Source organism: Kocuria soli (genome assembly GCF_003797835.1).
Lineage (GTDB): Bacteria > Actinomycetota > Actinomycetes > Actinomycetales > Micrococcaceae > Kocuria > Kocuria soli.
In genome coordinates, this window is sequence record NZ_RKMF01000013.1 from 58056 (window position 1) to 72089 (window position 14034).

A 14034-nucleotide genomic window follows, 5' to 3' on the forward strand; every position below is an offset into this window, starting at 1 on the left:
CACCGCCGGGCGTGAGACTCCAGTTCACGCCCGTGTGCCAAAGGACCGGGGCCGGATCCTTCGAAGGATGCGGCCCCGGTCCTTTTCATGGCTCACCGTGAGATCGGCGCGGGCGCGGGTGGGACGCTCACCGTTCGATCTTCTTGTGCAGGGGCCACCAGATCACCCGCCCGAGGTCGTAGGACAGCGCCGGTACCAGCAGAGACCTGACCAGCAGCGCGTCCAGCAGGACCCCGAAGGCCACGATGAAGGCCAACTGCACCATGAACACGATGGGAATGACCGCCAGGGCCGCGAAGGTGGCTGCCAGGACCACGCCCGCCGAGGTGATGACGCCGCCGGTCAGGACCAGTCCACGCAAGATGCCCGCCCGGGTGCCGTGGACCAGGGACTCCTCCCTGACCCGTGACATGAGGAAGATGTTGTAGTCGATCCCCAGCGCCACCAGGAACACGAAGGCGTACAGCGGCACGGACGCGTCCGAGCCCGGGAAGTGGAACACGTGGTTGAACAGCAGCGCCGAGACCCCGAGTGCCGAGGCGAAGGAGATCACCGTCAGGACGATCAACAGCAACGGGGCCAGGACCGAACGCAGCAGCAGCATCAGGATCAGGGTCACCACCACCAAGATCACGGGGATGATCAGGTTGCGGTCGTGGATCGAGGCGGTCTGGGTGTCCATGGCACTGGCCGTCTCACCGCCGACGACGATCGACGGGTCGATCTCCTTCAAATCGTTGCGCAGCTGCTCGACCGCGGCATTCGCCTGATCCGAGTCCGGCGCGACATTCGTGGTGATCTGGATCTGCACGTCCCCGTCGGAGACCGTGGGTTCCACGCCCTCGAACGGATTGGCCCCACCCGGAGCGCCCTGGAACTGAGCAGCCTGTTCCTCGGCGGCCTTGCCCAACGGCAGTGACCCCGACGGCGAATCGTTGGCGGTCACGGACACGGAATCCGTCACGTCCAGGTCCTCGGCGGCTTGAGCCACGCGGTCCTGGGTGTCCTCGGGGGCGATCACGGTGATGGGTGAACCCGTGCCGCCCGGGAAATGGGCGGAGAGTGCGGCTTGACCATCCGCGGCGGGTGAAGCACCCAGCAGCGTCTCCGACTGCTTGAGCCCCGACGCCTGCAAAGTGGGCGCGAACACCGCCATGGCCACCAGGGCGACCGTTGCCACGATCCACACCGGGCGGAAGCGCCGGGCCACGAACCGCCCGACGCCGGCCCAGAGACCCTTCCCTGTGACCGTCGGCAGCCCTTGCGGGCCCTCGTGGTCGACCACACGAATCGCGTCCGGGCGGTGGGGATCGTACTTGGGGCGGCTCGGCCAGAACGCTGCCCGACCCAGGATGTAGAGCACGGCCGGCAGGAACGTGAGCGCCGCCAGCATGGAGAAGGCGATGCCGGTTGCTGCTGCGGGCCCCAGCGCCTTGGTGGAACCGAGATCGGAGAACAAGAGGCACAGGAGTCCGGCCATAACCGTTCCGCCGGAGGCCAGCACGGGTTCGATCGTTCCCCGCAGGGCGGCACGGGTGGCCGCACCCTTGCTGCGATGCTCCCGCAGGGCCTCCCGGTAGCGGGCCGTGTAGAGCAGGCAGTAGTCCGTCGCGGCACCGACCACCAGGATGAACAGGATGCCCTGCACCTGCCCGTCGATCTGGATCACTCCGCCGGAAGCCAACAGGTAGACCACGATGATCGCCGCGCACAAAGCCGCCATGGCGGTGATCAGAACCAGAACCGGCAGGAACGGGGAGCGGTAGACGATCACCAGGATCACGAACACCACGGCAAGCGCCACCAGGAGCAGCACGCCGTCGATCCCGGAGAAGCCCTCGGCCAGCTCGGTGGCGAATCCCGCCGGCCCGGTCACATAGGTGTTCAGACCCTCCGGGGCGGTGTCTGACATCTCAGCGCGCAGGTCCGCGACCTGTTCGTCGAAGGTCGTCTCGCTCATGGGGACGAAGATCTGCAGTGCCGCGCCGTCCTCAGACTCGACGGGCGGGGACCCGGCCTCCTCGGCCAAGCCCTTGTCCACGAGGCCTTCGCCGAGCTCCTGTGCCCACTGCTTGTCCTCGTCCGTCAGGCCCCCGTCGCGCTGGGCCACGGCGATTCCGGGCAGGTACGGGTCGGCCACGAAATCTTCCGCCCGCTCGGAGACCTGAGTGGATTCCGCGGTCTCCGGCAGGAAGGTGGACTGGGAGTTCTCGACGACGTCGCTGATCCGCCCGAAGAACGGGCCGCCGAGCCCGATGACCAGAACCCACGCGACCAATGCCAGGGCGGGCAGCAGCACACGGACCCAACGGGGGCCTCGAGCGCGGCGCCCCTCGCCGGTGGTGGGCCTGTCGGCGCTCGGCTCAGTGGCAACGTCCTCAGGGCCGACGGACCCGGCGGCGCTCCAAGGGGGCTCGTGGTCCGTGGAACGCGGTGAGGAAGAGGGTTCAGGCGCCAAGGCTGACTCCGATGCGGTGAGAACTGCGGTGAGGACCGCGATGAAGACCGCGGTGAGAACGACGCGAATGCGGAAAGGGCGAGGCCCGTCACAGGCCTCGCCCTCACACTACGTGTAGTTCACGTTTCGTAGTAAATGGCTGCGGCGGCTCACGCCGCTTCAGGTGCCGGGTTCAGTTGAGCTCCATCGGGTTCGGCCCCAGACGGCCGTTCTCCCGCCCCAGTCCGGTCAGGCGCTCGAGCTGTTCCTCATCCAGCACGATGTCCAGGGCGCCCCAGTTCTCCCGGATCCGATCGGGGGTCACCGACTTGGGGAAGACGATGTTGCCGATGGCCAGGTGCCAGGCCAGGACGGTCTGCGCCGGGGTGGCCCCGACCTCCTCGGCGATCTGCGTGACCACGGGGTCCGTGAGCACCTCACCTCCCTGCCCCAGGGGGGACCAGGCTTCCGTGAGCACACCGTGGGAGGCGTTGGCTGCCCGCAGTTCGACCTGGGGGAAGTACGGGTGCAGTTCGATCTGGTTCACCGCGGGCACCGTGCCCGTCCCCACGAGTTCTTCGAGCAGCGGGGCCGGGAAGTTGGAGACACCGATCGACCGGGCACGGCCGCTCTCACGCAGACTCCGGAATGCTTCCCAGCTGTCGCGGTACAGGCCGTTCTCGGGGCACGGCCAGTGGATCAGGTAGAGGTCCACGTAGTCCGTTCCCAGGCGTTCCAGGGACTGGTCGAAGGCGGCAAGCGCCGAGTCGTAGCCCTGGTCCGTGTTCCACAGTTTGGTGGTCAGGAAGATCTCCTCACGGGGAACACCGGATGCGGCGATCGCGCGGCCGACGCCCTCCTCGTTGCCGTAGATCGCTGCGGTGTCGATGTGCCGGTATCCCGTTTCCAGGGCCGTGGCCACGGAGGCTTCGGCAACGTCGGGCTCGACCTGCCAGGTGCCGAAACCGAGCTGGGGGATGCGGTGGTCGTCGTTGAGAACCAGCGTGGGGGACGTGCTCATTTGGTGCTCCAATCGCGCGACGGGTCAGGCCGCAGAGTCTTGACCTCGGTGCAGTCAACCTGTCCAGTCAACCGCGCACGGACACCTTGCACAACTCGGCGGCCCGCTTCCGGACGTTCACAGCTTGGCCATCATGAGGGGCAAGGCCGTCCCCGACGGCAGGCGGACGGTGTAGTCCGCGTACGCGGAGAACTCGGTGGCCTCCGGATTGATTTCGACCACCGGAACACCCAGACCCAGCGCCGCCAGTGGCAGGGAAGCCGCGGGTTGGACGATCCCGGAGGTGCCGATGACCAGGACGAGATCGGCTTCCGTCATGGACTGTTCCGCGGCCTCGAACGCATCCCACGGCAGGGCCTCCCCGAACCACACGACCCCCGGCCTGATCCGCGCGTCGCACTCGAGGCACTCGGGAGGCTCAAGGGGCTGTGGGTCCGTGTCGACAGGAGCGTCCAGGCGCAGTTCCCCGATCTGCCAGCGGTCGGCCGGGCGCTCGCAGGACTCGCAGCGGAATTCGAAGAGCGATCCGTGCAGGTGCGAAAGCACCCGAGAACCGGCTCGCTCGTGGAGGTCGTCCACGTTCTGCGTGCTGATCGTGAGCTCAACGTCCTGCGCCCAGCGCGCAAGGGCACGGTGTCCGGCGTTGGGCTGCACTCCACGCACCATGCGGGCTCGCTGGACGTACCAGGACCAGACAACGGCGGGGTCGTCCTCCCACGCTTCCGGAGTGGCCAGTTCCTGGGGCGAGTAGCGGGACCACAGCCCGGTCTCGGGGGTGCGGAAGGTCGGCACGCCGGACTCCGCCGAGACTCCCGCCCCGGAGAGCACCGCCACGCGGCGTGCTGTTCGGGCCAGATCCAGGACGGCGGGGTCGAAGGCGTCGAGTTGCGAGTTCAGGCGGGCGGCGAGCTCGGCCAGGTCTTGTGTGCTCGAGACGGCGTGGCTCGGTGGTCCGGGATGGCCCGGGGAGGTGGAAACGTCGTCGGACATGACTCCACCGTAGCGGTGCTCCCTCGGAAATCCGGTCGGCCGATTCCAGACCTCCGTCGGTCCTGCCGAGGGTTGGTGCGGGGGGTCGTGTGGTGGAATGGATGCATGAAGTTTGACTTCCGGCGCCTGACCCCCGCACTGGTGACCTCGTTGGCCCTGCTGTTCCTCGCGCTGTTGTGCGCGAGCATCGGCTGGGTGATTCTCGCCTGGATCGTCGGCCTGGCCGGCCTGGCGCTCAACGTGATTGCCGTCGCCGTCGTGCAGATCGACGTGCCCATGGAGTCGAGTCGGACGACCAACGACCGCAAGGCCAGGCCCACGACAACGACCGTGCGCTCCAACCCCTCCGAGGACCGGGCCAAGGACGCACGGACCGCGCTGCGGGACTCCGCCGCGCGGACCGGATCGACCTCGACCTCGGTTTCGTCCTCCACCCCCACCTCCTTCTCGGCATCGGCATCGACGTCGAGTGTCACCGGGGACACCGCCGCCGCCGTCGGCGAACCGAAGATCACCAAGCGCTTCTGACGCTGGCCGACGCATGAGCGAATCCTCGGTGGGCACCGTCCTGAGCGTGAACGTCGGCCGGCAGCGCTCGAATCCGGTGCCCGGTCGGGTCGACACCGGGATCCACAAGGCCTCCGTTGCGGGGCCGGTCAACGTTCGTGCCCCCGGTCTGCGCGGTGACGGGGCGGGATCGGGATTCGTCGGGGACTACATCGGAGACGACAAGCATCACGGTGGAGACCATCAGGCCGTCTACGCCTTTGCACGGGAGGAACTCGATCACTGGGCCACGGAGCTCAATCGCGAGATCCCACCCGGATTGTTCGGGGAGAACCTGACCACCTCCGGTTACGACGTCGATGCCGCCGTCCTGGGGGAGATCTGGCGCATCGGTAACCTGCGGCTCCAGGTGACCGGTGGCCGTACGCCGTGCGCGACCTTCGCCGGTGTCATGGGGGAGCCCGGATGGGTCAAGACCTTCGCACAACGGGGACGGACCGGTGCGTATCTGATGGTCCTCGAGCCCGGGGCCGTCAGTGCCGGGGCCGAGATCGTGGTGGAGTCACGTCCGGACCACGGCATCACCGTGAGCCAGGCCTTCCGCGCCGGGACCACAGAGCGCGCACTGCTGCCCCAACTGTCGGACCTGGGGCCCTACCTGCTTCCGGAATTGCGAGCGAAAGCGGAGAAGGCAGCCGGGCGATCCCGCTGAGAGCGGTCAGTTGAGGGCCGCGCCCCGGTAGATCTTCTGTACGGCCTCGGGCTCCAGCCGGGTTTCGACGGCGGTGGTGGTCTCCGGGCTCCGGCGCAGGTAGCGCACCGGACCGTGCTGGCCGGCCGCCAGGCGCATCGCGTCCAACGTGGCGTAGCGCTGCACGGTCTTCGCCGTGAAAGCCACGCCCTGAACGGGGGAGACGGCCAAGGTGAGCCGGGCCCCGACGCTCGAGAAGTCGTCCTGGCCCCCGGATTCCTCGGGATGTCCGGATTCTTCGGCATCCGCGACCGTGGCGTGATCCGCGGCGTCGTCGGGAACCTCAGGATCGGAGCCTTCGGTGCCGAGCAGCTCGACCTCACGGATGACACCCACGCCGTAACCGACCGAGCCGGAAAGGTGATCACCCAGCACCTGGTGAGCCTGCGACATGACGGCCTTGACCCGAGAGATCCACACCAGGGCGGCAACCACGATCACGACGGCGATGACCGCCAGCCACCAGGCCGAACCCGAGGCGCGCCACTGCAACCAGGCCAAGGCGAGCACGGCTGCGGCCAGGATCGGCACCAGGAGGATCAGGACGTTGCCTTTGACGCCGCCGATGGCCTTCAGCGCTTCCGGGTCCGACCGGAGTTCGTCCATGACCTGGCGGTCGAACTCGCGTTCGGGAGTGCTGCCGCGCGCAGACAGGGGGGCGGGCCAGGTTCCGAGATCGTCCATGGCGCACATTCTGGCAGAACCGCAACACGCCGAAGGCTCCGGGTGGTGCATGATGAGGCCGGAATCACGCCGGAGCCCCTGCAGACGCGGCCCTGACAGGCGGCTACTAGGCAGGCAGCTGATAATTGTGGGCACATGTAGCTACCCGGCACTTGTTGATGCGTCCAACGCAGATATTAAGCACTATGATAATCGTCATGTCAGATACCCAGTGGCTGAGCTCGGACGAGCGTGAGGCCTGGTTGGCCCTTGTTTCAGTCATGTTCAAGACGCCCGGCACCATCGAGCGTCAACTCGTCGAGGACTCCGGACTGAGCTTCGCCGAGTACCTCGTCCTGGCGATCCTCTCGGAGGCGCCCGACCGGCGTCGTCGGATGTCCGACCTGGCGGCCGCGACCTACACCGCGCAGTCCAGGCTGTCACGCATCGTCACTCGCCTGGAGGCCCAGAACCTGGTCGAACGCTACGGCGACGGCGGTGACAAGCGGGTCGTCGTCGCCACGCTCACCGACCGCGGAATGGAGCGCGTGGAAGCCGCTGCCCCGGGGCATGTGGCACACGTCCGGAACGCTGTCTTCGACAAGCTGAGCGCCCAGCAGGTCCGCCAGCTCGCGACCATCTGCCAGACGCTCGCCGGTGCTTCGGACCAGGGGAAGGTCGAAGCCTCCCAGGCCTGAGCGCGGCTGAGACCGGCGTCACCCGGGCCCTCGGCGAAACCGCAATTCTGGCGGTGGAACCGGTCCTAGAGTGTGCGCGTGAGTATGCAAAATTCGCCGATGGCTCTGCTGCACAGCACTGCCCGGAGCCAGCAGTTCAAGGGCAGTCGCGTGTCCCGGGAGACGGTGGGCCGCATCTTCCGTTTCGCTGCCCCGCACCGGCGGATGCTGCTGCTGTTCCTGCTGGTGTCCATAGCCGTGTCAGGCCTGGGCGTGGTGACGCCCGTCCTGGCCGGAGACGTCGTCAACGCCATCACCGGTGGTGGGCCGGTGGACCTCGTGGTGCGGTTGGCGATCCTGATCGCGGTCGTGGCCATCGCCACGGCGGGGCTCGGCGTGCTGAACCGGTGGTTGTCCTCGACCATCGGGGAGGGTCTGATCCTGGATCTCCGGACGGCCGTCTACAACCACGTCCAGACCCTACCCATCGCCTTCTTCACCCGGACGCGAACCGGTGCGTTGGTGTCCCGGTTGAACAACGACGTGATCGGGGCGCAGCGGGCCTTCTCCAACACCCTCTCCGGGGTGGTGTCCAACCTGGTCTCCGTGGCTCTGACCATCGGGGTCATGCTCACGATCTCCTGGCAGGTCACGCTGCTCTCCCTGCTGCTGCTGCCGATCTTCCTGGTCCCCGCGCGACTCGTGGGTGGGCGGTTGGCGGACCTCCAACGGGAGGCGGCGCAGTACAACGCGGACATGTCCACCCAGATGACGGAACGCTTCTCCGCCGGTGGGGCCACGCTGGTCAAACTCTTCGGTGATCCGCACGCGGAGTCCCGAGAGTTCGCGTCCCGAGCAGGTCGGGTCAAGGGGATCGGCGTGCGCGTGGCCATGCTGCAGGCCACGTTCGTGACCGCCCTGACCCTGGTCTCTGCCTTGGCGCTGGCCTTGGTCTACGGCGTGGGTGGCGTGCAGGCCATCCTGGGCAATCTCGACGCCGGGCAGGTGGTCACCCTGGCCATGCTGCTCAGCCAGCTCTATACACCGCTCACCATGCTGGCCAACGCCCGGTTGGACATCATGAGCGCATTGGTGAGTTTCGAGCGGGTCTTCGAGGTCCTGGACCTCAAGCCGCTGCTGACCGAACCAGTGGATCCGCGCGCCATTCCGCAGGGCGCGGTTTCGCTCGCGTTCGACGACGTCGCCTTCACCTACCCGTCGGCGGAGCAGGTGTCCCTGGCCTCCCTCGAGGACGTGTCCGTGCTCGATGCGCGGACCAGTGAGGAGGTCCTCCACGGCGTCGACTTCACGATCGAGCCAGGTCAGACCGTCGCCCTGGTCGGGTCATCGGGTGCGGGGAAGTCGACCATCGCCTCCCTGGTTCCCAGGCTCTACGACGTCTCCGACGGCGCCGTGCGGTTGGGTGGCGTGGATCTTCGGGACACGTCCTTCGAACAGATCCGGCGCACCGTTGGGATGGTCACGCAGGATGGGCACCTGTTCCACGAATCCATCCGGGCGAACATGGCTCTGGTCAGGCCCGGTGCCACCGACAACGACATGTGGTCCGCTCTGCGGCGGGCGCGCATGGACCACGTGGTGCGCGAGCTGCCGGACGGGCTGGACACCGTGATCGGTGAGCGTGGCTACCGGCTCTCAGGGGGCGAACGCCAACGGCTGACCATTGCCCGCCTGCTGCTGGCCGCCCCGCGCGTCGTGATCCTGGACGAGGCCACCTCCGCTCTGGACTCGACGAACGAGGCGCACGTGCAAGCCGCGTTGGACGAGGCCATGACGGGGCGGACCGCCTTGGTCATCGCACACCGGCTCTCCACGGTGCGCAAGGCGGACGAGATCCTGGTGATCGAAGGCGGCCGCGTGGTCGAGCGCGGACCCCACGCGGATCTGCTCGCAGCGGGAGGGCGCTACGCGGAGCTCTACGAAACCCAGTTCGCCGAACAGGAGTGATACGCCGAGACCTCCGTCACGGCCCAAATCCGTGTCGATTGTGGGCTGTAACGGAGGTCTCGGTGGGGACCGGCGTCGGGCCGGGGGTCAGTGCCGTGGGTCGTGGTCGGCGGGAACCGCCTCGTGCCGCCCCGTGGCGGTGGACCCCGGGTGACGGGTGGACATCTGACCCTCCTTGCGACCGGTCATGGCCTTGATCGCGGTGATGACCAGAACCACCACGGCGCCCCAGATCAGGCCCAGGACGGCGGAGAAGAAGGTGTTGACCACCCAGGCCACCGCCCCGGAGAGGAACGGAACCGCATGGGCGGCGGCTTCCTCCGCGTGGTGGACGAATTCGTAGAGCGGGTGCCAGCCGAGTTCATCGAGGCCGACCAGGATGATGTGCCCGCCGACCCACAGCATGGCGACGGTGCCCACCACGGAGATCACCTGCAGGATCTTGGGCATGGCCGCGACCAGCAGACGCCCGAACTTCTGGGCACCGGCGGAGTCCTTGCCGGCCAACTTGAGTCCGACGTCGTCCATGCGGATCAGGGCCGCCACCGCGCCGTAGACCAGAGCGGTGATGGCGATGGCCACCACGATCAGGATGAGAAGGCGATTGAAGAAGGCCTCACTGGCGACCTCGTTCAAGGAAATCACCATGATCTCCGCGGAGAGGATCAGGTCCGTGCGAATCGCGCCGGAGACCATCTTGTCCTCGGGAGACTTGCCGCCGTCCTCGCCGTCGCCCTTGCTCTCATTCTGGCCCTCGTGAGTTTCGACGACGGATTCGATGTGGCTGTCGTGCCCGGAGATCGCGCCCCAGATCTTCTCGGCGCCTTCGAAGCACAGGTAGGTGCCACCCAGCATGAGGATGGGCGTGAGCGCCCACGGCGCGAACTGGCTCAGCAGCAGGGCGATCGGGAGGATGATGACGAGTTTGTTGAACAGCGAGCCCTTGGCGATCCGCCAGATGATGGGCAACTCACGCTGTGGATCCACGTCCTGGACGTACTGCGGGGTCACGGCCGTGTCGTCCACGACGACGCCGGCCGCCTTCGCGCTGGCCCGCCCCGCGGCCGCGCCGATGTCGTCGATGGAGGCCGCTGAGGCTCGCGCCAGTGCTGCGACGTCGTCGAGAAGGGCGATCAGACCGCCGCTCATCGGGTGCTCACCCGTTCGAACATGCTCATGGGGTCAAGCGTAAGGCCCTCTGTGACCTCGAATTGTTAAGTCGCCTGATGATGTCGGACGCGTGACATAGTCTGGTGCGGTCACTCGAGGTCAGGAAAACCTGCCATGGGCAATCACGCCATCAGCTTCCGAGAAGTGCGGAAGACCTACCCGGACGGCACCACCGCCGTCGACGATCTCACCCTGGACGTTCCGGAAGGGTCGTTGACAGTTTTCGTGGGCCCGTCGGGCTGCGGCAAGACGACCTCCCTGCGCATGATCAATCGCATGGTGGAGCCGACGGCCGGCACTGTGGAGGTCAACGGACAGGACGTTTCGACCGTTCCGGAAGCGCAGCTACGGCGCTCCATGGGTTACGTCATGCAGGCCTCGGGGCTGCTGCCGCACCGCACGGTGGTGGAGAACATTTCGACCGTGCCCCGGCTCCTGGGCCAGTCCAAACGCGCCGCACGGGAGCGGGCGGAGGAACTGTTGGAGACCATCGGGCTCGACCGTGGGCTGGGGGGTAGGTATCCCTCTCAGCTCTCGGGTGGACAGCAGCAGCGCGTGGGCGTGGCGCGCGCGCTCGCCGCGGATCCGCCCGTCCTGCTCATGGACGAACCGTTCTCCGCGGTGGACCCCGTGGTTCGCGCGGACCTGCAGCGTGAACTGCTCGATCTCAAGCAGCGCCTCAACAAGACCATCGTCTTCGTGACCCATGACATGGACGAGGCCGTTCTGCTGGGCGACCGGGTGGCGGTCTTTGCGCGGGGTGGGCGGTTGGCGCAGTACGCGTCCCCCGAGAAGATCCTGCGCGAACCTGCGGACCAGTTCGTCTCCGACTTCGTGGGCCGGGACCGTGGCTTCCGGGCGCTGTCCTTCGACACGCACGACATCCCCCTGTCCGGCGTCCTGACCGTTGACGGACAGGGCCACACGGCGGAAGTCGGCGGACCAGCGGGCGTGACCGACTGGGTGCTGGAGGTGAACTCCGCCGGGCAGCCCGTCGGCTGGGTCACCAGCACGCAGTCCGCAGAGATCACGGACCAGGCCCATCGCGTGGGTGGCTCCTTGCACCACCCGGGCGGTTCGCTCCGTTCGGCGCTCGACGCGGCTCTCTCGTCGCCCTCGGGATTGGCCGTGGCGGTCGACGACGACGGGCGGTTGCTCGGCGTTCTGCGGCCCCAGGACGTTCTGGAGGCCATCGACAAGGTGCGGGAGTCACGGCAATGACCTGGCTTCCGGAGAACCTGGACCTGCTCCTGCGTCTGACCGGGACCCATCTGTTCCAGTCGGTCCTTCCCGTGGTCCTGGGCCTGTTGATCTCCGTCCCGCTGGCCCGCATGGCTTCGGGTTCCCGGTGGCTGCGCCCCGTGACCATCAACGGCGCGGCGCTGCTCTACACGATTCCTTCGCTCACCCTGTTCGTGGTGCTGCCGGTGATCCTGGGGACCCGGATCACCTCGATCACCAACGTGATCGTGGCGCTGACCGTGTACGTGATCGCCATCCTGGTGCGCTCCTGCACGGATGCCTTCGAATCCGTGGACCCCGCCGTGCTGCAGGCGGCCACGGCCATGGGGTACACCCGCACCCAGCGGTTCTGGGCGGTCGAGCTGCCACTGGCGGTACCCGTCATGCTCGCGGGCGTGCGCACTGCGCTGGTGGCCAACATCTCCATGGTCTCCGTGGGTGCCGTGATCGGCGTCCAGTCGTTGGGAACGCTGTTCACCGACGGGCTCCGACGCAGCATCGCGGAGGAGATCCTGGTGGGCGTGGTCGTCACCGTCGTCCTGGCGGTGCTCCTGGACCAGGTCCTCCGGTTGGCCGGTCTGTTCCTGACTCGCTGGCAGCGCCCCGGTAGGGTCGACACCCGTACGCGTTTGGCCGCGACGGGGGGTGCGGCATGAACCTCTTGAGCGGAATGTGGCAATGGCTCACGGACCCCACCAACTGGACCGGCACGGGAGCCATCCCCGCGCGCATGTTGGAGCACGTGGCGTACTCGGGAGTCGTCATGCTCGTGGCCGTTCTGGTCGCGGTGCCCCTGGGCCTGCTGGTGGGGCACACGGGGCGCGGGGCCGGCGTCGTCATCGGCGTCTCTGGTGCCCTGCGGGCCCTGCCGACACTGGGTCTGCTGACCTTGTTCTCGTTGCTCATGGGTCTGGGGTTGGTCCCTCCGCTGCTGGCCCTGGTGATCCTGGCCGTCCCGCCGATCCTCACCGCCACATACGCGGGTGTCGCCGAAGTCGACCCCGCCGTCAAGGATGCCGCCAAGGCCCAGGGCATGACCCCCGGTCAGGTGCTCGGGCACGTGGAGGTTCCTTTGGCGCTGCCCGTGGCCATGGGCGGGATCCGTAACGCCGCCCTGCAGGTCATCGCGACCGCCACCGTGGCCGCCTACATCAATCTGGGCGGACTGGGCCGGTACCTGATCGACGGGTTGGCGGTCCGCGACTATTCCCGCATGCTGGGATCGGTGCTCCTGGTCGCCGTTCTCGCCCTGGCCGCCGACGCCGTGCTCGCCGCCCTCCAACGCGCCGTGAGCTCACCGGGTATTCGTACCTCCCCCACCGAAAAATGATGGAGAAATCATGACGACGACGTCACCCACCCCCGGCCCCCGTGCACCCCGGTTCTCGCGGCGCGCCCTGCTACCCGCGGCTGTTGCCGGAGTGCTCGTGTTGAGCGCCTGCGGTTCCTCCGACCCGTTGGCGGAGGACGACCAGAGCGCCGGGTCCGACGACGGTGCGGTGACCGTCGGCTCGGCGGACTTCCCCGAATCGCAGATCATCGCCGAACTGTACGCCGGTGTCCTGCGGGACGCGGGCGTGGAGGCCACCACCGAACCGGGAATCGGCGCCCGTGAGGCCTATGTGAGCGCGGTCGAGGACGGGTCGATCGACTTGGTCCCCGACTACACGGGCAACCTCCTGTTGTACGTGGACTCCGAATCCAAGGCAGCCTCCGCGGACGAGATCATGGCGGAACTGCCCGACGCGCTGCCCGAGGGGCTGACGGTTCTCGAGCCCTCCGAGGCAGAGAACAAGGACGCCATGGTGGTCACGCAGGACACCGCGGACGAGTATTCGCTGACCAGCATCTCGGACATGGCTTCCGTGTGCGGTGAACTCGTGATCGCGGGCCCGCCCGAGTTCCAGGAACGCGCCTACGGCCTGCCGGGGCTCGAGTCCAAGTACAACTGCGTGCCCGAGTCCTTCGAGCCCATCAACGACGGCGGAGGCAGCCTGACGGTGGACACCCTGACGCGGGGGGACGCGGATGTGGCGAACATCTTCACGACCACTCCCGCCATCGAGGAACAGAACCTGGTGGTTCTGGAGGACCCCGAGAACAACTTCATCGCCCAGCAGGTCATCCCGTTGGCCGCCGAGGACCGACTGCCCGAGGGAAGCGAGGACGCACTCAACGAACTGTCCTCGAAGTTGACCACCGAGGATCTGATCGAACTCAACCAGGCGGTCTCGGGCGACGGAGCCGTGAGCCCGCAGCAGGCCGCGCAGAAGTGGCTGGAGGAGAACGGGTACGACGCCGCTTGAGCGTGTCCTGTTGAGTGTGTACCGGCCGATGCGTCCGGTTACCCCCGAGCACGCCCTGACCGGGACCCATCCACAGGTTGTGGACAACTCTGTGGAGAGGATGTGGATACTTGTGGACGAGGCAGGGGTCTGCAAAAAGTAGGACTCGTCACTAAGATGGCGGCAGAACCGACCGCGGCGTGCACCACCCGATCCAGCGGAACCTTGTGCTGCAGCCGACATCACTCGACCTCGGAGTCAATGGCGATCCTGAGTCCGGTACGCATGGGGGCCTTGTGCGTCCTCACGCCGATCCCAGGGAG

General features: G+C 67.4%; 13 protein-coding genes. 8 read left to right on the top strand and 5 right to left on the bottom strand.

Features of this window, described 5'->3' with window-relative positions; translation table 11 throughout:
* Nucleotides 1–127: 127 nt before the first annotated feature.
* From EDL96_RS10375 to EDL96_RS10385, 3 genes are all read right to left on the bottom strand, one after another.
* A complete protein-coding gene (locus tag EDL96_RS10375) occupies nucleotides 128–2299 on the bottom strand; it encodes an MMPL family transporter (protein ID WP_123825836.1) in 2172 nt (723 codons plus the stop codon).
* A gap of 331 nt (nucleotides 2300–2630) precedes the next feature.
* On the bottom strand, nucleotides 2631–3458 hold the full coding sequence (locus tag EDL96_RS10380; protein WP_123825838.1) for an aldo/keto reductase: 828 nt from the start codon (nucleotides 3456–3458) through the stop codon (nucleotides 2631–2633).
* A 117-nt stretch (nucleotides 3459–3575) separates the two neighbouring features.
* Entirely contained in the window at nucleotides 3576–4448 is an 873-nt protein-coding gene (locus EDL96_RS10385; protein ID WP_123825840.1) for an SIR2 family NAD-dependent protein deacylase, read from the bottom strand.
* A gap of 105 nt (nucleotides 4449–4553) precedes the next feature.
* Between EDL96_RS10385 and EDL96_RS10390 the strand changes: the two genes are divergently transcribed.
* Nucleotides 4554–4976, top strand: coding sequence for a hypothetical protein (locus EDL96_RS10390; RefSeq protein ID WP_123825842.1), 423 nt, complete (start codon nucleotides 4554–4556; stop codon nucleotides 4974–4976).
* A 13-nt stretch (nucleotides 4977–4989) separates the two neighbouring features.
* Nucleotides 4990–5667 carry an MOSC domain-containing protein gene (locus tag EDL96_RS10395; RefSeq protein WP_123825844.1) on the top strand — a complete coding sequence of 226 codons (678 nt, stop codon included), beginning with the start codon at nucleotides 4990–4992 and terminating at the stop codon, nucleotides 5665–5667.
* A gap of 6 nt (nucleotides 5668–5673) precedes the next feature.
* Here EDL96_RS10395 and EDL96_RS10400 read toward each other — a convergent pair whose 3' ends face one another.
* Nucleotides 5674–6390 (bottom strand): hypothetical protein, encoded by a 717-nt coding sequence (locus tag EDL96_RS10400; protein ID WP_123825846.1) that lies wholly within the window; start codon nucleotides 6388–6390, stop codon nucleotides 5674–5676.
* 197 nt (nucleotides 6391–6587) lie between these two features.
* Between EDL96_RS10400 and EDL96_RS10405 the strand changes: the two genes are divergently transcribed.
* Nucleotides 6588–7067, top strand: a complete 480-nt coding sequence (locus tag EDL96_RS10405) for a MarR family winged helix-turn-helix transcriptional regulator (RefSeq protein WP_123825848.1) — start codon at nucleotides 6588–6590, stop codon at nucleotides 7065–7067.
* An 84-nt stretch (nucleotides 7068–7151) separates the two neighbouring features.
* Nucleotides 7152–9014 carry an ABC transporter ATP-binding protein gene (locus EDL96_RS10410; protein ID WP_123825942.1) on the top strand — a complete coding sequence of 621 codons (1863 nt, stop codon included), beginning with the start codon at nucleotides 7152–7154 and terminating at the stop codon, nucleotides 9012–9014.
* Nucleotides 9015–9101: 87 nt separating this feature from the next.
* On the opposite strand, the gene EDL96_RS10415 is transcribed toward EDL96_RS10410, so the two are convergent.
* The gene (locus EDL96_RS10415; protein ID WP_123825850.1) at nucleotides 9102–10163 is read right to left on the bottom strand and encodes a DUF808 domain-containing protein; all 1062 of its coding nucleotides are present in this window, start codon (nucleotides 10161–10163) and stop codon (nucleotides 9102–9104) included.
* Between the two features lie 135 nt (nucleotides 10164–10298).
* On the opposite strand from EDL96_RS10415, the gene EDL96_RS10420 reads away from it, so the two are divergent.
* From EDL96_RS10420 to EDL96_RS10435, 4 genes are read left to right on the top strand one after another with little or no spacing between them, the layout of a single operon-like run.
* On the top strand, nucleotides 10299–11405 hold the full coding sequence (locus EDL96_RS10420; protein ID WP_123825852.1) for an ATP-binding cassette domain-containing protein: 1107 nt from the start codon (nucleotides 10299–10301) through the stop codon (nucleotides 11403–11405).
* Complete coding sequence (locus EDL96_RS10425; protein ID WP_123825854.1) at nucleotides 11402–12082, top strand: ABC transporter permease; 681 nt, start codon at nucleotides 11402–11404, stop codon at nucleotides 12080–12082. The genes EDL96_RS10420 and EDL96_RS10425 overlap by 4 nt, the downstream gene beginning before the upstream one ends.
* On the top strand, nucleotides 12079–12756 hold the full coding sequence (locus EDL96_RS10430) for an ABC transporter permease (protein WP_123825856.1): 678 nt from the start codon (nucleotides 12079–12081) through the stop codon (nucleotides 12754–12756). The genes EDL96_RS10425 and EDL96_RS10430 overlap by 4 nt, the downstream gene beginning before the upstream one ends.
* Before the next feature lie 10 nt (nucleotides 12757–12766).
* Nucleotides 12767–13732, top strand: coding sequence for an ABC transporter substrate-binding protein (locus EDL96_RS10435; RefSeq protein ID WP_123825858.1), 966 nt, complete (start codon nucleotides 12767–12769; stop codon nucleotides 13730–13732).
* Nucleotides 13733–14034 lie beyond the last annotated feature (302 nt).